The sequence below is a fragment of the Trichocoleus sp. FACHB-6 genome (genome assembly GCF_014695815.1).
Classification (GTDB): Bacteria; Cyanobacteriota; Cyanobacteriia; order Cyanobacteriales; family FACHB-T130; genus Funiculus; species Funiculus sociatus.
This window is the reverse complement of record NZ_JACJOY010000072.1, coordinates 151,670-171,278: the sequence shown is the minus strand read 5'-3', so window position 1 is coordinate 171,278 and position 19,609 is coordinate 151,670. Positions and strand designations below refer to the sequence as shown.

General features: G+C 43.9%; 19 protein-coding genes and 2 pseudogenes. 9 read left to right on the top strand and 12 right to left on the bottom strand.

Features of this window, described 5'->3' with window-relative positions:
* Both H6F66_RS13810 and H6F66_RS13805 read right to left on the bottom strand, forming a co-directional pair.
* A pseudogene (locus H6F66_RS13810) lies at window positions 1-201 on the bottom strand (IS701 family transposase); the annotation flags it as partial.
* Between the two features lie 201 nt (window positions 202-402).
* Window positions 403-1,377 (bottom strand): alpha/beta fold hydrolase, encoded by a 975-nt coding sequence (locus tag H6F66_RS13805; RefSeq protein ID WP_190422136.1) that lies wholly within the window; start codon window positions 1,375-1,377, stop codon window positions 403-405.
* Window positions 1,378-1,765: 388 nt separating this feature from the next.
* On the opposite strand from H6F66_RS13805, the gene H6F66_RS13800 reads away from it, so the two are divergent.
* Window positions 1,766-2,161, top strand: coding sequence for an AbrB family transcriptional regulator (locus tag H6F66_RS13800; RefSeq protein ID WP_190422134.1), 396 nt, complete (start codon window positions 1,766-1,768; stop codon window positions 2,159-2,161).
* 260 nt (window positions 2,162-2,421) lie between these two features.
* Window positions 2,422-3,162 carry a 4'-phosphopantetheinyl transferase superfamily protein gene (locus tag H6F66_RS13795; protein WP_190422132.1) on the top strand — a complete coding sequence of 247 codons (741 nt, stop codon included), beginning with the start codon at window positions 2,422-2,424 and terminating at the stop codon, window positions 3,160-3,162.
* Window positions 3,163-3,339: 177 nt separating this feature from the next.
* Here H6F66_RS13795 and H6F66_RS13790 read toward each other — a convergent pair whose 3' ends face one another.
* From H6F66_RS13790 to H6F66_RS13765, 6 genes are all read right to left on the bottom strand, one after another.
* Window positions 3,340-3,732 (bottom strand): VOC family protein, encoded by a 393-nt coding sequence (locus H6F66_RS13790; protein WP_190422130.1) that lies wholly within the window; start codon window positions 3,730-3,732, stop codon window positions 3,340-3,342.
* A gap of 56 nt (window positions 3,733-3,788) precedes the next feature.
* Complete coding sequence (locus tag H6F66_RS13785; protein WP_190422128.1) at window positions 3,789-4,982, bottom strand: MFS transporter; 1,194 nt, start codon at window positions 4,980-4,982, stop codon at window positions 3,789-3,791.
* Window positions 4,983-5,110: 128 nt separating this feature from the next.
* Entirely contained in the window at window positions 5,111-5,869 is a 759-nt protein-coding gene (locus tag H6F66_RS13780; RefSeq protein ID WP_190422126.1) for an SDR family oxidoreductase, read from the bottom strand.
* Window positions 5,870-5,939: 70 nt separating this feature from the next.
* The gene (locus H6F66_RS13775; RefSeq protein WP_190422124.1) at window positions 5,940-6,686 is read right to left on the bottom strand and encodes an SDR family NAD(P)-dependent oxidoreductase; all 747 of its coding nucleotides are present in this window, start codon (window positions 6,684-6,686) and stop codon (window positions 5,940-5,942) included.
* 19 nt (window positions 6,687-6,705) lie between these two features.
* Entirely contained in the window at window positions 6,706-7,344 is a 639-nt protein-coding gene (locus tag H6F66_RS13770) for an antibiotic biosynthesis monooxygenase family protein (protein ID WP_190422122.1), read from the bottom strand.
* Window positions 7,345-7,566: 222 nt separating this feature from the next.
* On the bottom strand, window positions 7,567-8,616 hold the full coding sequence (locus tag H6F66_RS13765) for an aldo/keto reductase (protein ID WP_190422121.1): 1,050 nt from the start codon (window positions 8,614-8,616) through the stop codon (window positions 7,567-7,569).
* A gap of 275 nt (window positions 8,617-8,891) precedes the next feature.
* Here H6F66_RS13765 and msrA point away from each other — a divergent pair, with 275 nt between their 5' ends.
* Window positions 8,892-9,542: a peptide-methionine (S)-S-oxide reductase MsrA gene (gene msrA / locus H6F66_RS13760; RefSeq protein WP_190422119.1), complete on the top strand. Its 651-nt coding sequence runs from the start codon at window positions 8,892-8,894 to the stop codon at window positions 9,540-9,542.
* Between the two features lie 247 nt (window positions 9,543-9,789).
* Here msrA and H6F66_RS13755 read toward each other — a convergent pair whose 3' ends face one another.
* Window positions 9,790-11,049 carry a DICT sensory domain-containing protein gene (locus tag H6F66_RS13755; protein ID WP_190422117.1) on the bottom strand — a complete coding sequence of 420 codons (1,260 nt, stop codon included), beginning with the start codon at window positions 11,047-11,049 and terminating at the stop codon, window positions 9,790-9,792.
* Window positions 11,050-11,399: 350 nt separating this feature from the next.
* Here H6F66_RS13755 and H6F66_RS13750 point away from each other — a divergent pair, with 350 nt between their 5' ends.
* A complete protein-coding gene (locus H6F66_RS13750) occupies window positions 11,400-11,624 on the top strand; it encodes a hypothetical protein (RefSeq protein ID WP_190422115.1) in 225 nt (74 codons plus the stop codon).
* A 662-nt stretch (window positions 11,625-12,286) separates the two neighbouring features.
* On the opposite strand, the gene H6F66_RS13745 is transcribed toward H6F66_RS13750, so the two are convergent.
* Window positions 12,287-13,327, bottom strand: coding sequence for a hypothetical protein (locus H6F66_RS13745; RefSeq protein WP_190422113.1), 1,041 nt, complete (start codon window positions 13,325-13,327; stop codon window positions 12,287-12,289).
* Between the two features lie 286 nt (window positions 13,328-13,613).
* Here H6F66_RS13745 and H6F66_RS13740 point away from each other — a divergent pair, with 286 nt between their 5' ends.
* Both H6F66_RS13740 and H6F66_RS13735 read left to right on the top strand, forming a co-directional pair.
* A complete protein-coding gene (locus tag H6F66_RS13740) occupies window positions 13,614-14,609 on the top strand; it encodes a hypothetical protein (RefSeq protein ID WP_190422111.1) in 996 nt (331 codons plus the stop codon).
* 358 nt (window positions 14,610-14,967) lie between these two features.
* Complete coding sequence (locus H6F66_RS13735) at window positions 14,968-15,573, top strand: hypothetical protein (RefSeq protein ID WP_190422109.1); 606 nt, start codon at window positions 14,968-14,970, stop codon at window positions 15,571-15,573.
* Window positions 15,574-15,850: 277 nt separating this feature from the next.
* Here H6F66_RS13735 and H6F66_RS13730 read toward each other — a convergent pair whose 3' ends face one another.
* Entirely contained in the window at window positions 15,851-16,813 is a 963-nt protein-coding gene (locus H6F66_RS13730) for a transposase family protein (RefSeq protein ID WP_199295468.1), read from the bottom strand.
* 106 nt (window positions 16,814-16,919) lie between these two features.
* Between H6F66_RS13730 and H6F66_RS13725 the strand changes: the two genes are divergently transcribed.
* A complete protein-coding gene (locus H6F66_RS13725) occupies window positions 16,920-17,252 on the top strand; it encodes a hypothetical protein (protein WP_190422106.1) in 333 nt (110 codons plus the stop codon).
* 184 nt (window positions 17,253-17,436) lie between these two features.
* The gene (locus tag H6F66_RS13720) at window positions 17,437-18,462 is read left to right on the top strand and encodes a site-specific DNA-methyltransferase (protein WP_190422104.1); all 1,026 of its coding nucleotides are present in this window, start codon (window positions 17,437-17,439) and stop codon (window positions 18,460-18,462) included.
* A 10-nt stretch (window positions 18,463-18,472) separates the two neighbouring features.
* On the opposite strand, the pseudogene H6F66_RS27685 reads toward H6F66_RS13720, so the two are convergent.
* Window positions 18,473-19,066: pseudogene (locus tag H6F66_RS27685) on the bottom strand (restriction endonuclease).
* A 99-nt stretch (window positions 19,067-19,165) separates the two neighbouring features.
* Here H6F66_RS27685 and H6F66_RS13710 point away from each other — a divergent pair.
* Window positions 19,166-19,609, top strand: a complete 444-nt coding sequence (locus H6F66_RS13710; RefSeq protein WP_190422102.1) for a DUF4079 family protein — start codon at window positions 19,166-19,168, stop codon at window positions 19,607-19,609.

The following is a 19,609-nucleotide window of genomic DNA, read 5'->3' as shown; positions in this document are numbered from 1 at the left end:
TAACTCAACATAGGCTTTCGCCTCTTGCCAAAGCTCCTTGGGGTCTGGTTCAAGTCGATGCAGCAAACGGTTGACCGCATCGTGCCCTGCCGCCGACTCTGTTGTCGGTTGAACCCGCTCTGCTTCGCTACAGCTATAGGACTTTTGCGTCGCAATCAGGAAGTTGATGTATTCAATAGCTGTGTATTTCGGTGGATTCATTCCTTCCTTCTACCGCATCTTCAGTTCAACGTTCACATAGAGGCACTGGAAACGATGGAAGCTAACAATTCATTCCTTCCTTCTACCGCATCTTCAGTTCAACTGCGTAACTCCTGATCTTGTGAGCATTGCATCCTCCTTTAATAGGAATAAATTGGCGTTTTAGCTTAAATTAGTCACCTTTCTATGCTAAAAAACCACCTAGAGCCTTGCTATTATGGGGGCAAAATTGGGAGGAACTAACTGACGCAGATGGAGTTCATCAACCACGGTGTCAAAAGAGTAGCCTTGCTTCATGCGTGAACTAATTTCTTGAACTTCAGCCCAGGTTAAACCGCTTTCTACATAGGCTTTCGCTATCGCAATGAGCAAGTCTAGATGGTCGTTTCCCTCAGCTTTTGTCATCATATTATGGGGAACATCCAGAACTCGGTCAAAGGAGTGATACCAAGTAAAGGGTTGAGACTTGAGTGCGGCTTCAAATAAAGCTTCATGCTCCTCTTTACCGACAGCGCGATCGCTTTCACTCGATATAATAAACATCGGCGCAGCCAAACTTTCTTCAGCACGTCCCAGAATATCTTGTCCCATATCTAAAAAAACGCGCAAAGATGGCATCAGAAAGCCAGGATAGCCAAAACTGGCTAATCCTGGTTCAGTTCGCCACTTAAAGTAGATATTAAAGATTTCCACAAATAAATCTACCACTTTATTGCTGCCGCTCAAATAAGGCGCAAATAGCAAAGCCCGATTAATTTGTGCATTACGTTCTAGTGCTAGCCAAGCCGCCAATGTGCTGCCCCCAGATAGTCCCCCCACAATCACTTTCGTCCCCAAAGGTTGTACAATGTCTAGCCAGCGAAGACCAAACTCTTGATAAACTTGTTGATTTTCTGGCAGGGGAGGGGGGTTGTCTGCATCCCATTCCCCGGCAATACCATGCCCTGGCAACAAAGGAATTAAAACGTTGTAGCCAGCTTTAAAAAAAGCTTCTCCTATAGGTACAAACTGCTCTGGGGAGGCAGTAAACCCATGAAAGAAGAGACATACCTTCTCGGTAGGTTTTTGGTGAAGAAGAAACCGAGAGCGACAGCCTTCATCCATTAGGGGCAGTGCATCTTCATGCGCTTTTGTTTCTCGAATGATTGCTGATGTTAGGCTGAAATAGTTGGACATATAGAGGTTGTTTCCCGCTACAAGATAACTAAGTTACACATTTTTATTGTCATATTACTTAATCCTGTTTTTGCGAATATACTTCTTGTGGGGCAGACTAGAAGCCTGCAATTAGTGTATAACAGGCATTTAGTCTGCCGTAAGTATCTTTCCTGGGAACTACAAATTTGATAGGGGAAAGCTTCACCCTTCCCCGATGTAGCAGGTGGCGTTGCATTCAAAGACAAAAATTAGAGTTGATCCTGATTAATTGTCGCCCGAATACTTAGTCATCGCCAGAGGGGTAATCATGCGATCGCGTTTTTACCATAAGAATAAATTTACTTGTTTATAGAAGTTTTTTGTGCAAGATGTTATTGTAATTAACAAGGAAACCATTAGAGCTAATATGGACAAAAAGAAAAAACCAGAGCCTTTAACAGGAGAGGCGCTGATCAAAAAAGTCAAAGAAATAGGCTCTTTGAGCAAAGAAGAAAAGGCTAGAGCCTGCGGATACTACACTGTCACAAAAGGTGGTGTGGAGCGCGTGAACATGATGAAATTCCTAAACGCTCTCATAGATGCTGAGGGAATTGAATTAGATGGTAAACAAGAAGGTACAGGACGCGGCGGACGTAGCGCCAGCTACCGGATATCGGTGCAGTCCAACGGCAATTTGCTAATAGGCTCGGCTTATACTAAGCAAATGGGACTTCAAGCCGGGGATGAGTTTGAAATCTCTCTAGGACGCAAGCATATCAAGCTGCAACAAGTTGATGCAGAAGAACTGCCAACGTCTGCTTAAACATGTGGCTTTGTCCGCAATAGCAGGCTAGAAGGATTCTTCAGGCTTGGTAGCGCGATCGCTCCAACCACAACCAAGGTAGAAATCTAGAGAGCCATCCACTTCCAAGAAGCCTTGAGCAACTACAAAGCTTAAGGCTTCTTGGTTGATATTAAGATATTTTGATTGGGGTATTTTAACTGCTCGAAGGCCCAGTTGGGCTATCCTGGGTTGAGACAGGAGGACTGCTGAGGAGTAAGAAAGCAGAAATCCAAAATCGAATGACTACTTCTGATAATGAATGGCTTAATCCATCGGCCGATTTAACCTTGTCGAGGGATGAAATTCATGTTTGGCGGGCTGACCTTGACCCACCGACATCGCATCTTCAATTGTTGGCAAAAACCCTCTCGGCCGACGAACGAAATCGGGCTGAGCGGTTTTATTTTGAGCAACATCGAAATCGTTTCATTGCTGGTCGCGGTATTCTCAGAACCATTTTGGCTCGCTATTTGGGTATCGATCCGTCTGAGGTGCAATTTGGGTATGAACCGCGTGGTAAACCAATTTTGGCTGAAACATCCGGTGACAGTAGGCTCTGTTTTAACTTGTCTCACTCTCAGGGACTCGCTTTGTATGCTGTTGGACGCGATCGCGCCCTTGGCATTGACTTGGAATATATCCGTCCTATCTCCGATACTGAACAACTCGCTAAACGCTTTTTTTCTGCCCAAGAATATGCTGTAATTCGTGCGCTACCTCCCTCGCAGAAGCAGGAAACATTCTTTCGCTACTGGACTTGCAAGGAAGCTTATCTCAAAGCAACTGGAGACGGACTGGCTCAGCTAGACCAAATTGAAATTTTGCTTGCTCCTGAAAAACCAGCCAGCGAACTTCGTCTCCCCAGCAGTTTAGGTACTCAAGACTGGGTTCTCCAAGAGTTAACACCTACTGCAAACTATGTGGCTGCTCTTGTTGTTGCTGGACAAGGTTGGCATCTCAGGAGTTGGCAATTTCTATAGTCATTAGTTATTAAGCAGGTAGGGGTAATTAAACATAGCTTCTCGTAATTAAAAATTGGGTAAAAGTCTTATCTAATTTTTAGGAATATGGATTAAATAACTGGTAAAACTTACGTTTTGTAGGGGCATGGCGATAGGGGCATGGCAGTGCCATGCCCCTACGTTTATTAAAGCGTATTAGTCTAAAGACTGATATAAACCTATAAGATTTCCGTCGGGATCGCGAAGATAAGCTGTTTTAATTCCGTAGTAGGGATTGCTCATTGGTTCTGTTGTAAAGTTGACTCCCTTATGCCTTAATTTATGATATACCTGATCTACATCATGCACAGTAAAAACTAACGCTACCTTGTCTTGACATTCGGCATTTTCTGGCTTGTCAGCATTGCCAATCATTTGCGCCATTTCTTGCCGCCTGAATAAACTAAGTCTCATATCTCCAGCTTTAAACTCAGCATATCCGCTTTTTTCATCTTCTACGGTAACGTCAAATTCCATGACATCTTTGTAAAAGTCAAAACAAGCTTTTAAGTCCTTTACCAGCAGTCTTGTATAGGCAAAACCAATCATAACTACTTTACCTGATGATAGTGATACTTTAAGAAGGCGCTTGTAAACTTATATTGTTACATACAGGTGCAATATCTGAACACAATTAGGGTAATAATTGCAAACCCAACACCCGCAAAAAATACGCTATGAATTCCACCAATGCCAAAGGCAATTCCCATCAGTAGCGGACCTAAAGTTTGCCCTAATCCAAAAAATGTGCCGTTTACAGCTATGACGGTAGCTAGATACTCTCTGGGTGCCAGAGCTGCTAACAGAGTTTGAATGCTGGGAAATCCAATGCCAAGCCCAATCCCAAAAATCGTGGTTGGTATTAATAGTAACCACATATTCGTTACGAAGGGAACAATAAATAGAGCGATGGCGTAGAAAACAAAAGATGCTCTAATTAAAGTTGTTTCTCTAAAACGTCTGGCGAGTCTACCTAGCTGTGAAGAAGTGAATGCGATCGCTACCGAAATACTAGAGAGTATCACTCCAATTGTAGAGGGCGGCGCTTTAAATGTATCGTTAATCAATTGTGGCAAATAAGTTACATAAGCACCGTAAAGAAGAACGAAGTTAGCAGCACTTGCAAGAAACAATCCCGCCAACTGACGATTTTTCAAAATTCTACGAGCATTTATTAAATATTCCCTGAGATTACGTTCGCCTTTCGGTTCAGGATTTTTCAGAGCAAACAATACCACTAACGCAATAGGAATAGCTACCACAGGTAACATAAAAGGATAATACCAACCAATTGTTGCTAGTGCGCCGCCAATTGTTGGATAACTTGCTGTGCCGATACTGCTGACGCTGGCGTTATAACCCATTGCCGCAGTGCGTCTTTCTCCGGCATACAAATCGCCGATTAAGGTGACGCTGAGAGAAAGTAAAGAAGCTGCACCAATTCCTTGCAATAAGCGGAACAACAGTAAAAGGTTAAAATCACGCACAAAGGCGCAGGCTGTGCCAGCAATTCCAAATAAAAGCAGTGAAGGAACAATAATCTTCTTTCTGCCCATTCTATCCGCAAGGACACCAATAATAGGGCCTAGCAACAGAGTGGGAAGCGTGAAGGCTGTAACCAATAACCCAATATTTTCCGGAGCTACATTTAAGGCTTTAGCTAGATTCGGAAAAGCCGGAGTTACACTGGAAACACCGAGAACGGCGATTAGAGAAATCGCAAAAATAATCAGAAGATTTTTGTCTTTAAGCAAGTTATTGGGGTTGTGTTGCTGACCATCGCCTTCTGTTGATTGCATGAAGTTACTCGTTTTTTGGGTTAATAAATATTGGTAAAATAAAATGGTGGGTAGCGCCTACCATCAGCCGAAAAAATCCTACTTCAATTGGGCAATACAAGAGAGCGATCGCATTATTCTTGCTTGCCTTAGTGGGCGGTATATCCTCCATCGACTCCCAGCGATTGCCCAGTGACAAACGAAGCACCATCACAACAAAGCCAGATCGCGGCGTTGGCAATTTCTTCCGCCTTGCCAACACGTCCGATGGGGTGCATTTGCTTTATCTGTTCAATTCCTTGCGCGTTTCCTTTGGCAAAACGCTCATACATATCGGTTTGAATTGAACCAGGACAGACGACGTTAACGCGAATGCCTTGCTTGGCGTACTCAACCGCTACAGCTTTGGTTAATCCAACTACACCATGTTTGCTGGCGGTGTAAATAGGGATGCCTGGAATGGCGACTAAACCAGCGGCTGAAGATATATTCACGATCGCACCGCCGCCGTTTGTGAGCATCTGCCGGATTTGATACTTCATCGACAGCCACACGCCTTTGAGATTGATGTTTATAATTTGGTCAAAGGTTTCTTCGGTTTGATCGATTAGTGGACTTGGTACTTGTTCAATGCCCGCATTGTTAACGGCGTAGTCGAGGCGACCGTAGTATGCGACAGTTTTTCCCACCATCGTGCTAACGTCTGCCTCTTTAGCAACATCAGTTTTGACGAAGAAGCCATCACTGCCAGCTTCTTTGATTAGCCGCACAGTTTCCTGCCCTTCATCCTCGCGGCGACTGGCAACTACAACTGAGGCTCCTTCACGGGCAAATGCGATCGCACACGCCCGACCGATACCAGAGCTTCCACCAGTTACAATTGCTACTTTTCCACTTAAAGACACCATTACAGTTATCTACCTTTACTTAAGACTTAGCCAAGGTCGCCTAAGTTGAATCAAATTGCCTAGAAGTTACTTATGCCCGCGCCAGTCCGCCATCAACAATTAAAGTTTGTCCAGTCATAAAAGCAGCATCATCTGAGGCAAGAAAAGACACTGCACCAACAACATCATCCGGTGTTGCCGTGCGTTTGATCGCTTGCCTTGCTGCCACCATGTCAAAAATTTCTGGTGGCGAATTTGTTTCCGTGGTGCCAGTGCGAACCAAACCGGGAGCGATCGCATTCACTGTAATTCCAAATTCTCCCACTTCCGATGCCAAAGCTCGCGTAAACCCAATAACACCCATCTTTGTCGTTGTGTAGTGAGTATAGTCGGGAATTACTAGCCAGCTTACAGTTGAGGACAAGTTAATAATGCGTCCGCAGCCGTTCTGCTTCATGCTTGGTAAAAAAGCTTTGCACATTAAAAATAGCGAGTCTAAATTAACTGCCATCATCTTACGCCAGTCGTCAAAATTCATCTGGTCAAAAGACTGATAGGGATAGATTCCTGCATTATTAACCAGGATGTCGCAACGCCCAAATTTCTCCATCACAAGAGCAGCAAATTTGCTGACATCCTCTGGTGAGGATACGTCACAAACGCTAACTTCAGCTTTACGCCCAGCATCTTTGACCATTTTTTCAGTTTCCTGTGCTAAAGATGTGGCAGCGATCGCAATATCTGCCCCATCTTCAGCAAGTCTTTTGGCATATGCTTGCCCTAACCCTTTCGATCCGCCTGTAACAACAGCAACTTTCCCTTCCAGACTTCTGCCCATTTTGGCTATCTCTTTATAATTAATCAGCAGGTTCGGTGAACACAACCTCGTACAAATGAAACTCGTTTTCAGCTAAACCTTGCCAATACTCACTCAAAGGTTTGTATTTTGGATCTTTTAGCAGTTCCTCAAAATACTCAAAACTGCGCCACTGTCCGTAGTTAACATTATGCACACCATCAAGAGAGCGATGAAAATTACCAGATAAAAGTCCGGGATTTTGCAAACCGAGTGGTAAGTATTCCCTTTCCAATTCCACAAGGCGCATCTGATTTTCTGGTTTTACTCTAAATTCTGCCAGGTGAATCAAACCGCCTTTAGTAATTTTTAGTTCAGCGTCATCTGGCAGAGAAACTACGACTTCGTAGACGTGTGACTCATGAATTTTAAACTGGAAAAGCTTTTTACCAACTGCTTGTACTTCAGAGTTGTTGACAAAAGCTTGGTAATCTTCCAAGGTTTTCCACTGGGCATAGTTCATCACCCTTACACCGTCTATACTTTTGTGGAGGCTGGATGAGACGAAACCTGGTTGATTTTTCACCGCTGTTTCGAGAAATTCCCCAATAGTATCTATTAATTCCTGCTGTCGTTCCGGCTCTACCTCGAAGATAATTATCACCGTAATTACATCGTTATTCTTTGCAATAGTCGGCATTTTGATTTCTCCTTGGATGTTGGTGAACCAAAATCGTTAAATTGCAAGCATCCTAGCGCTAATGCTGTAAGAACGCTACTAGCCATTTTTCTAGGTAGTCAGTAAAAATATGGCTTTTCTCCCTTGGGTAGAATATATTACCGTTGTGACGTTTGGTAGGGGCATGGCATTCTCATGCCCCTACAGATGTATTACCAAATGCGATCGCTTTCTTATTTAATTTCAGCTGCGGTGATTGTCGATTAAGTCGAACGTGCCACCAAAAAGGCGATCGCGGATCATGTCATTGCTTAAAAAGTCATGGGGGAAGCCAAGTTCAACTTTGCTAACTTCATTGAGGCGTTGCAAATGCTCTGGTGATAGCTTCACATCCAGACAAGCTAAGTTATCTTTAATCTGCGATACTTTGCGAGAGCCAATAATTGGGATGACAACGCCACTTTGAGCAAGCAACCAAGCTAATGCAACTTGTGGAGGCGTGTGTCCGATTTCTTCGGCAACTTGACTCACAACTTCTGCGATCGCTAGATGGCGTTGGGAAATATTTCCCCCGGAAGTAGTTGCCAGTCGTCCTTGTTCGTTATTGCCACTGGCTTTATTGTATTTGCCCGTCAGCACACCAGCGCCAAGAGGCGACCACGGCGTAACCGCTAAGTCAAATGCCTTCGCCATCGGTAACAAGTCGCGTTCCGGTGTCCGTTCAACCAAACTGTACTCGACTTGCAAAGCGACAAACGGAGTCCAGCCGTAACATTGCGCCAAGGTGTTTGCTTGAGAAACAATCCAAGCAGGCGCGTCCGAAATGCCGATATATAACACCTTGCCAGAACGTACTAGGTCATCAAAGGCACGCATCACTTCTTCAATAGGTGTCATAAAGTCCCAAGCGTGCAGCCAGAATAAGTCGATGTAGTCGGTATTGAGGCGTTTTAGGCTGCCTTCTACCGACTGCATCATGTTCTTGCGATGGTTGCCACTGCCGTTGGGGTTGCCTGCCTTGTCGCTCATATGCAAGGGGAATGAGTATTTGGTTGCAACGACAAAGCGATCGCGTTCTGCGGCAATTAACTCACCAACGATTTTCTCGCTGCTGCCATCGGTGTAGCCGTTGGCGGTGTCAATAAAGTTGCCTCCTGCTTCCACAAAAGCATCGAAAACCTGACGGCTTTCGTCTTTGGAAGCGCCCCAACCCCAATCTTCACCGAAGGTCATTGTTCCCAAGCAAAGTTCAGAAACCCTCAATCCGCTTTTACCCAAGAGTTTGTATCTCATTGCTTTTTCCCCTTGTTGAACGAATGTAGCTTTAGCGCGAGACCGTTTACTTAAGAATAGTTGTCGGGAATGGTTGTAGCTTGCTTTCGCGTAGCCTTACGCGAATGTTACCCAACAAATCGCAGGTTTTGGATTTTGAGCTTCTAAGTGAACCCTATTGAGTTTTAGCTTACTGAAAAAATGTTGTTCCTAGAAAAAGTGTTGGATCTGAGTCACAAGCCAAAGCGCTAAAATAGTATTAAGTAACGTAACGACCTATTCATACATCAAAATTCATGGCGCTATTCGGATTTGGCAAAAAGCAAACTATACCTACTCCTGAGCAGGCATTGCCAGGACGGGCAGAGTCAATGCCAGTACCCGCTGGTCACTACGTCAACGGTCATCCTCTCAAGCCTCCCTTTCCAGCTGGAATGGAGATGGCGATGTTTGGCATGGGATGTTTCTGGGGTGCAGAACGGAAATTTTGGCAGCAAGAGGGGGTTTTCAGCACCGCAGTGGGTTATGCAGCTGGCACAACACCAAACCCTACCTACGAAGAGGTCTGCACGGGCATGACCGGACATAATGAAGTGGTTCTCGTGGTTTTTGACCCAAAAATTATTAGTTACGAAACACTTCTAAAAGTCTTCTGGGAAAGCCATAATCCCACCCAAGGTATGCGTCAAGGCAATGACACTGGCACTCAGTACCGTTCAGGAATTTACCTGTATTCAGGTCAAAGGCAGCTGGCTGAAGCATCGCGAGACGCTTATCAGAAAGCTTTGAATGGGGCTGGCTATGGCAATATCACTACTGAGATTATCGAGGCTCCTGAGTTCTACTATGCAGAGAGCTACCATCAGCAGTATCTAGCCAAAAATCCTGGTGGGTATTGTGGTTTAGGTGGGACGAAAGTTGCTTGTCCTGTAGGAGTACAGGCTTAAGATAGCGGCACTTCACTTTTGCCCTGCGCTCAAGCCCTAGACTAAAGTTCGAGGCTCAAAGCTCAAGTCCGTTTCAACGGACTGAAATGCTTATTGTAGATGAATTTCTCGTTCTCAGACTCCGCCTGAGAACGAGGAAGAAGCCCCCCCTTAAAAAAGCATGGAGACGAGACGCATTGTGATGACAATGTTCTTGAGGTAACTTAATAGCCCCCTTTTTAAGGGGTTTGGGGGATCTGTTGGGCCGTCACTTCCGCATCAGGTTTCTGGCTATCTTAATCTGCGCGACTAACTTACCAAAGTGTTTATTCATGTGACGTAAAACTTCAAGTTGAATGGGGGTAAGGTTGCCCAAGCTGCGGAGTTTTTTCTGAAGTGTCAAAAGATGCACTACAGCCTCTTGCTGCTCAACAACGGCTTGTTGCAGCTCATGGGTGGATAGTTGCTCTGTTGGGTCAGACACAGAATTATCTATCTGTCGGAGATGGATTGCTAGCATCCTGGCGATCGCCATCAGTGTCTGACCATCATCTTCATCCCATTGATTAGACTCTGTGTTGCCAATAGCGATCGCACCATAAACCTGACCTTCTATAATTGGCGCAGCAATCAACGCTTTGGCAGTGGGCAATAGCGGATCGCTCTCGTGTCTCTGGCGCACACTTGCCACCTGGATCAATCGCGCCTGGTGAATTGCTCGTCCGATCAATCCCTCACTCACAGGCATTTTCCAACCTTTGCCATTCGCATCGCCTGCTACAGCACATACTGAATAATCTTCCTTAGACGGGTTGAGTCCAGCAATGACAACACCCGTAGCACCAAAAATACTGTGTAAAATCTCTGCTGTATCTTCTAGAAGATTGTCTGGATTGTTTGAGGAGGTTTCCGCAAATTGTTGCAAGGTGCGGAGGTGTACTCGGCGACGCTGATTATTTAGTACAACCTGTTCCAGCATACTGAGCATGCGGCTGCTGATGTCGGATATATGGATGTTTTGCTGTTCGTAGTTGCGCTTTCTAATCGGCTGGTAAGATGACTCCATAACTTGTGATATCAGCAGCGAGATTCGGTCAACTACTTGCTCGTCAAAAGACCACAACCCATCAAAGCGCCGTCCGCCCGTTGTTATGTCCCGTCCATCTACTTCTTGGGCAACCAATGTAGTCCAAAAACTCGAAGTATTGACTAACAAAAACCACTCGCGCGACAGAACCGAGCTGGGTGAAATTTCAATAAACTCTACCCCTGGAATAGAAGGTGGTTCCGAGTCGGCAATACCAAACACATAAACTCGCCTACATATTGCCCCTAAGCGACTATAGCGACGCAGTTGATCTGGAAAATTAGAAAATTTTTGAAAGCCCGCGTAAAAGTCTACTGAAAGTTTATGCTGGATAACTTGGTCTTCTATCTGATGACTTATGACATTCATCATTGAGACTGTGTTTACACGGCGTATATGCTGATACTGACTAGCAACCGAGCGGAAGAGTGAAATATCCATTACACAGGCATTGTGTTCAGTAGTAAGAACACCCTAATTTTTTGCTTGCTCTCCTGATTTATCTTTCTTTAAAAAAGTAATTTATAATACGATTCACAAATTAACAGCAGTTTAAAAGCCATGATTTGGCTCATTCGCATGATGCGTTAGCACCACAATTACAGGAGAGCATTTTTATTATTATATAGTTTATTAATAATTACTGATATAAAAATGCCAAATTATTTTTAAGTAAAAAATGCTAATTTTATAGTAAAATAGAATTTTGATAAATTCAGTTTTTCAGGTGCTTGCTAGTTTTTAGGAAATGTCTTCGGCGTTACCCCCGCTAAAAGCGCCGGAAGTGGAAGGTGAGGTGGCGTTGCTTGATTGGCACTTCACAGGAGGCTAGCAGAACGCGATCGCTGCCTGTATTTACGGGAAGTACCCAAAGGCATCATTGCGATCGCTGCGTTATGCAACTGTACACTCCAAGATTTGAGCTATCGCCTACACGCATCATTCCCTGTTTAAAACTAGCGTTCTGTGTCCTGAATCAACAAAAGTGGAAGCGATCGCTTTTTATGATTAAATAAAAGCCATAAATCAAAACCAGTCTTAATCTTGTTGGCATCCAGACAGCTTATGCTTGCAATTTCAGTATATCTATCTCCTCGAAGACTTATATAAAAAAGTAAAATTTTTACATAAAAACATTTTTAGCTAATTAGTATATTTTTGGATAAATTAATATCTATTCCTAGAAAAAATACATATTAATGTATGCTCATTAACATTATTTAAACCAAGCTAAGAGCATCTAAATTAAAGTGTAAATATTATGATGTAGAAATGCAATCTACCTGGAACCGCCTCACTGTTCCAGGACAAAAAACTTAGGCTTAAGTACACCAGGTAAGCGTTTCATCAGTAAGTTTAACAAGCACCATAGTCCTAACTGAACAGATGCACTGGCTATGATCAAAGCTAGGCGCAACAACCAGTCCCGAAAAGCCTTAGCCAGTTTTCCAAACAAGAACCAGTCAGCATGATCGTGGAGCAAGCCGGGGCGCTGTGTCAGCTACACAAAATGCTCGATGGCCTCAGATAAGATATCGAGCGCCTCAAAGTAAATAAAGATTTAGAAAGCAAGAAACCCTCAAAACGTCGATAGAGCGATCTACCTTCGTCTCTAGTTCCTCAATTTTAGACGTGAATTCTTACAATATTTGTATCCATTCTTGGCTTTAAAAATGTATTAACTATTGCCTCCAGTTACTTCAGTATGCTTACGATGCCCGTTGTTTGTTGGATACACAGTGCTGGGCTTGAATAGTTGTCCCGATTGGATAATCGCAATAGCTATAGGTTCTAGAGCTTTTGTCCAGCTATCTCTTATTCGCTGCTGCTCTTCCGGGGTGGGGTTAGTGCTTAACCGTTGAATTTCAGCAAGGACAACTGCTGGTAGCTGCTCGTAGAAACTCATCGCCAGTTCACTACCTACCTGACTCAGCAACAGTTGCACTAAAGCAGAGCTGTTCATTAGATCATTAGCAACACTACCAGTTGCACCAGTCGCAGGGGGCGGATCTAAAGATGGGGGGATAGAATCAACGGGAGATACAGGGGGTTTAACAACAGGCTCAGCAGCAGCTTTAAGTGTGTTGCTGGCATCTTCAATAGTAGGTTGAACAGGTTGAACACCCGCAGAACCTTTAAGCGTATCCCAAGGATCTTCAATAGTAGGTTGAACACCCGCAGCAGCACCTTTAAGTGTGTTGTTGGCATCTTCAATAGTAGGTTGAACACCCGCAGCAGCAGCTTTAAGTGTGTTGCTGGCATCTTCAATAGCAGGTTGAACACCCGTAGCACCTTGAAGCGTATCCCAGGGATATTCAATAGTAGGTTGAACACCCACAGCAGCACCTTTAAGTGTGTCCATTGCACCTTCAATAGTAGGTGAAACACTCGCAGTAGCACCTTTTATTACTAAATCCGTTACACCTTCAACAATTGCTTTAAGACCCTCACCTACGCCTTTACCAGTAAACGCCGCAGCTGCCGCGCTGACAACAGCACCAAAGGTTGCTCCAGCTAAAGCAGCATTGGCGACACGCCTACGAGTGCCTGTTGGCTGAATGCCGGACTCTTCGGGAGCCGCGTCAGTATCTTCGTTCGCTCCATCTAAGGTAGTATCAGCGCCATCGATGCCAGTTTCTGCTGGAGGAATGCTGGACTGTGCCGGAATCCGTCCAGTATTTTCGTCATGCCGATCAAAAGGCTGGTTGCTCTGTGTCATAATGCCCGTCTCCTGCCTACCAAAACGGCTTAGCGATCTAAATGTCGCCGCTATCGCCAATTTAGCGACGCACGTATACACTTACACCGACCTCAAGAGAGACATTACTAAACATCTACCCAGGTATACCCATATACGATGATTGGGACTAAAAATCTACAACTACAGATGTACTATATGTCTGCCTTTAGCTCAGTTAAGTCTTTATTGAGGCTCGTTAAAGTTGCAAGTGATGACAAGCTACGCCAAAACAAAATTTAGCTGCTTGGGAACAAAGGAGACAATAATGACTAATAACATACAATTCGATAAACGTGACGACCAAGTTGCTAGCGCCACTGCTCAACCCTACGTTCGTACAGAAGAGACAACCATAAGTACTGGGATAGCTAGAGAAGACAATAGTCCTACCATTACGCCTCAACCCGTTGCTCGGCAACAATCCAGCAGCATGAATGTTGGGCAACAATCCAGCAGCATGAATGTTGGGCAACAATCCAGCAGTATGAATGTTGGGCAACAATCCAGCGGCATGAATCCAGGCTTATCTAGAGCGCTGATGGGAGGACTCATCGGTGCTACATTAGGCACATTAGCTGGTCTTTTGGCTGGTAGGAGAACATCTGAAGGTGTTAAACACGCTGCTAAAGGTGTAGGCGACGCGACAAAGACTGTAGCTGATGGTGTTGGTCAGACAGCCAAAGGTGTAGGCTACGCAGCAAAGACTGTAGCTGATGGTGTTGGTCAGACAGCAAAGACTGTAGCTGGCGGTGTTGGCGATGCAGCAAAGACTGTAGCTGGCGGTGTTGGTCAGACAGCCAAAGGTGTTGGCGAGGCAGTCAAGAGTGTAGCTGAGGGTGTTAACTACGCTGTAGTAGGCACATTACAAGATACTGCTGAAGGTGTTAACCACGCTGTCGTAGGTGCATTGGATGCAGTAAAAGGTGCATCTTCAGATGCCAAGCAAGCTGTAGCAGGTGCAGCGGATCAGGTAAAGGATACAACTGAGGATGCCAAGCAATCTGTAATAGGTGCATTGGACTCAGTTCAGGATACAGCTGAGGATATCAAGCCATCTTACGATCAGAACCTTAAGGTAGCGATAGAACGCCCGGTTGCAAATACATCGCAGGTTGCGATGACTGGTAACATCGGCATGGAAAGGGAAATTGATATGCAAACGGCATACATTTCCGGCCCCCAGGAGGAAGATGTTGCAACCTATCTCCAAGAAGGAGAAGTTCCTGCAATACAGCCTTATGAAGATACTGCTGACATTTAGAAGCAATTTTTGATGACTGGGAATGGATAATGGGATTAGGAGTTAGGAGTTAATAACTCATAAATTCATAACTCCTAACTTTTCTCTATTTACTCTTACCCATGTAAAGCCGAAAAACCGCAATTTGTTGGGTTGAGCCTAACCGTTCCCTAACTATTCTTTTGGATTTGTTTGGTAACTAGATATTGCTTTTTGCTTATCTAATACCAATTTACTTTTGGAAGGCTACACATTTGATACCCCTAACCCCCTTTTAAAGGTGGGCTAACAAAAGCGATTAGTGTAGTGGCAAAAAAGTTGAACGGTATAAGCAAACGGCTATTCATCAGTTTTATTTAGTAGGAAGGAGACGATTTTTATGATTGAGAGCAACGAATTTTTGGATGAAGATGAAATATTTGTTGAGCAAATTCCGCATGAATATGATGCTCCTTCAGCAGGCACAGGCATGAATAATGCGTTCACTAAAATAGCGATTGGAGCATTCATTGGTGCTACGGTGGGTGCAATAGCTGGCGCTTTGGCTAATAAGGGTTCTGTTGATAGGGTTAATCAGACTGTAAAAAGTGCAGGAAACGCAGTCAAAAATGCCGCTGAAGGTGTTAACCAAACTGTAAGAAGCGTAGGTGACGGGGTAAAGAACGTAGCTGTCAACGTTAATGACACAGTAATAGATGTAGGGGACAAAGTTAAGGGTGTAACCCAGGATGTTAATTACACTGTAAAAGATACGCTTAACACAGTTAAGGGTACCGCAGAGAATGTTAACGAAACTGTAAAAGGTACAGTGGATGTACTTAAAGATGCAGCTGAGAATGTTAACGAGAATGTAAGAACCACGGGAGAAGCATTGAAGGGTTCATCTGAGGATGTCACACCATCTAGTAGTCAGATTGTTAAGGGATCTGATAAGCAGATAAAATACATTTTAGTGCCAGTCGAAAGTGAAGGTAATGCTGGATAAAGCAAACTTCGATGAAAGGGACGTTTAGGAACAAATCCGTGGCATTATTGTGTTTGAACTAGTACAAAGTTTTGTTGTTAGAACAAAATTGAATTAGTAGTGATCGCTTTCTAGAAAAAAGAAGCGATCGCTTTTATATGTTAGACCTGTCCGAAAATTTGCAAAGCTCTGTGTATCTGGCTTGGCAGATGTTTTCCTTCCAGCCAGATGGAACGAAAGAATTAGGGTTGGAGACGGTTGTTGTTAGCAACCCCCTGGAAACCGAGGCAATACTAATTCATATCATCCCTCCTGTTGACAACTGTTCTGGAACTGGCAAAACGACTGTACCGATTCGCAGCCTCACCAGTCCACAAACGGTTAAAATCACTTGCTCATAAGTGTCAGGATGTAAGCGAAATCGCTCTCGTGCAATGCGGAAGATTTTTAGCAATCGGATGATATGCTCAACAAAGATGCGCTGGCTAGATAACACCTTGTTTTCTGCCTTTTGTTGCTCAGTTAGCTCTCGCTTTTTCGGCTTCTTGTGAGGCGTTGTTATATTCTTGCCTCCCACAAAGGCTTTATCTCCTTCAAAGGGTTGCTCTGGGTCAAATTTTTGCTGCTGTTGACGGAATAAATTTATATCACTCGTGGGTCCGTTGGCTCCCGCAACCACATCCACAATATCTTTGCCTTCTGGTAACGTAATTAGTTGGTTTTTGAAGGTGTGCTGCTTCTTCTTGCCCGAGAAACATTCTCGTTGTGCCTGATTGTCCCCTGGTCTTTCCCTGGGCTGCTCCGTGCTGTCTACAGTTAAGCGGAACTGGCTCAACAGTTCCACGACTAGGGCATAGTCACTCCTATAATGCTCCACTTGCTCGAGAAGGCTGGCTGGCAGGAGTTCTCGCAACAGTTTTAGCCAGTAATGAAATGTATCGTTCGCCTCAGTTTTCGATATACCAAACTGGAGTCCTAATACTTCAAAGGTAGGCAACTGTCTTAAGTAAAACAGGCATAAACAGACCTCCTCGACAAGGGAAAGTTTAGGTTTACATCCTCCGCCTTTGGCATTGAGTCGTACCTGGTTTTTTTCCTTCGCAACTTGCTGCTGGCTATGACGAGCCTCGGCTTGTACCAAAAGCTGTCGAAATTGCTCGTGACTAATGCCCAGCAGTTGCTTGGTACGTTTTGGGTACTGCTGGATATAATGAAAAGGATTTTTCATTTTGGTAGACGGTGTAAAAGACTGTTCTACCATTTTTTTTGGGCGCAGATTATATTTCGGACAGGTCTATTTTTCAATAAAAGATAAGTTTTCCTATTGTCATGATAAATTCACTTTAAACATATGTAAGTTTATAAATATGACACAACAACAATCGAAGCGCCAAGCACGACGCGGCAGAATATTCCCAGAACTCACCATATCTCCAGAAGAACAAGCTAGGCAAGAATCAGAAAGGAAAGTATTTCACCAGAAAGGTCGTGTAATTTTTGAACGGCTCCAACCTGAATTAATCGAAAATCACTTAATCGAAAATCACTACAACTGGTTCATTGTCATTGAACCAAACACCGAGGATTATTTCGTAGCACAAGACAGCATGACTGCCTTAAACAAGGCGCTTGAAAAACATCCGCAGGCTAGATTTGCTACTTTCCGTCTCAACGAGACAGGAGTTTGCGGACGGATATGATCCAAGGTGAGTTTGATGAAATAGGTTTTTCGGGGGATTAGAAGTTATAAGAAGGGAAGCGATCGCATCTTCACATCTTAAATAATTTATCCTTGTACTACAGCTTTTATATTTAACTATATTGACATATGCAAATATAGTTAATAACATTTATTTCAATAACAGCATATCAGAAAATATCTTGATGCAACCTTTTCTCCTCATATCACCTTTAAATGCCACCAATCAAGGATTGCGCGAGGTTTATCAAAGTGACTATGGCATTCTCTATCAGGGAGATTGTCTCAACTTCTTGCGCGTTATTCCTGATTCTAGTGTAGATATTGTATTTGCCGATCCACCTTTCAACCTTGGGAAAAATTATGACAAGGGCGTTAACGATCAAAGGAAATCTGATGAGTACCTTGCATGGTCTAGGCAGTGGATTAGTGAGTGCATTCGAGTGCTTAAGCCAGGAGGAAGTCTATTCATTTTCAACTTACCGAAATGGTGCATTGAATACGGTGCATATCTTAATCAACAGGAAATGAATTTTCGTCACTGGATCGCTTGCAGGATGCCTAAAGCTTTTCCTCGCGGTCAAAGAATGTCTCCAGCTCACTATGGATTGCTTTACTATACAAAAGGAGAACCAGCAGTTTTCAATAAGGTTTATACACCAATTCAAGTTTGCCGACATTGTGGTGGAGAAATCCGAGATTACGGTGGACACCGCAAAAAATTAAATCCTAAAGGTATCAATTTAATGGATGTTTGGGATGCGCCTGAAGATGTCTGGGAAGATACTGCTTCTAGCGATACCAATGAAATTTTGTGGACGCTATCTGACGAGATGTGGACTGATATTCCGCCAGTACGACATCGACAGCACAAGAAAAGGGGAGCTAACGAATTAGCTCCCATTATGCTTGAACGTATTATTGCTATGGGATCAAATCCAGGTCAAGTTGCGCTCGATCCATTTGGAGGATCTGGCACCACATTCTACGCAGCACAGAAGCTACAGCGATATTGGCTAGGTACAGAAATTGGTGACACAGAGCCAGCAGTGAAGCGACTAACTAAGCTGGCAAAAGGACAGGTGGAAGACTGGGAATCAGCAAGAGGAAAGAAAAAAGTTCAAACTAAACCAAAAGAGTCAACACAATTAGAATTATTTTCCTGTACGGATTGCAAGCCGGATACCTGTGCTACGCAGCCATTTCAATAAACAAAATTTTTTAGATTAAAGCACGCCCATCTGTTCCTTTTGTAATTCTTGGTACGCTGCTATCTACCGCATCATGTTCAACTACAAACACTGCAAGGAAACCTTCTTGTATCTGAACTGCACGCCAAACATCAAAGTAAGGTTCTAGTTCTTCGTAATTACCAATGCGATCTGTGAGGTAAGGGTAAAGTTTTCGACTGGGAAGCACTAAGGCTGAACCCAAAAAAACACCTCTTAAGAGTCCAAGAACCATTTTGTTAACTGCACGATGGCTCGATGAAATGTTTCCAGTTTCCCATTCAAGGGCAAACAGATGGTTATCTAAGGTTTTCGTCGCATCTACTCTTCCTGGCGATCTGGTGGCATATGTTATCTGGGTTCCAAGTTGCTATCCAAAATCGCCCTTAAGAGCAGCTATAAAAGCGTCTTTAATAGGTTTTACGCCGTTACCATGCCGTGTTGGATTTATCGTGAAGTTGGATGCGCCAGGAGGCCAAACGATCAAATCAATAGCACTACGGATCTCATTTTCAATAACCGTCCACTCTTGAGACTCCTCAAAGCTACCATGACTAATTAGCGATACCTGTTGAACAATTCTCACAGTGTTATTTACTCCTTCAGCAGACTAAAGCCAAGAGAATGGCTTCCGTAACCAGGGCTTATAGTGGAATTGGAAGTGTAAACGTTTGTATCAAATATAGTGACTTTCAATTGGCTTTCCTTGGTGCATCCTGTAAGCGGAGTGGCTGCGATCGCGCTAGCGGCTACTGCTGCAACTTATGGTTGGCGTTACCGCAATGCACGGCTGGGTAAAAGCGGTTTAGATGTGATGGAAACGTTCAATCTCCAAAAAATTCACAAAAAAGTAGGGATTGGGTTTTTGGCGATCAGTATAGGTGTGTGGCTTTTGGGTTGGGTGACGACTGCGGAATTCACACTTGATGACTTGCTTACTGGTTCCCCTCACAATTTGGTTGGATTGGCAGTTGTTATTTTAGTAATTACTAGCGCAACGGTAATATTGCGCTTTCGCCGCACTTCTTGGGCTAGTTCTGTGCATTTAACTCTCAATGGTTTAGTGCTATTGTTGCTAACGGTACAACTGCTATCCGGATTAGGACTGGTAAATCAGTTGTTACCGTAG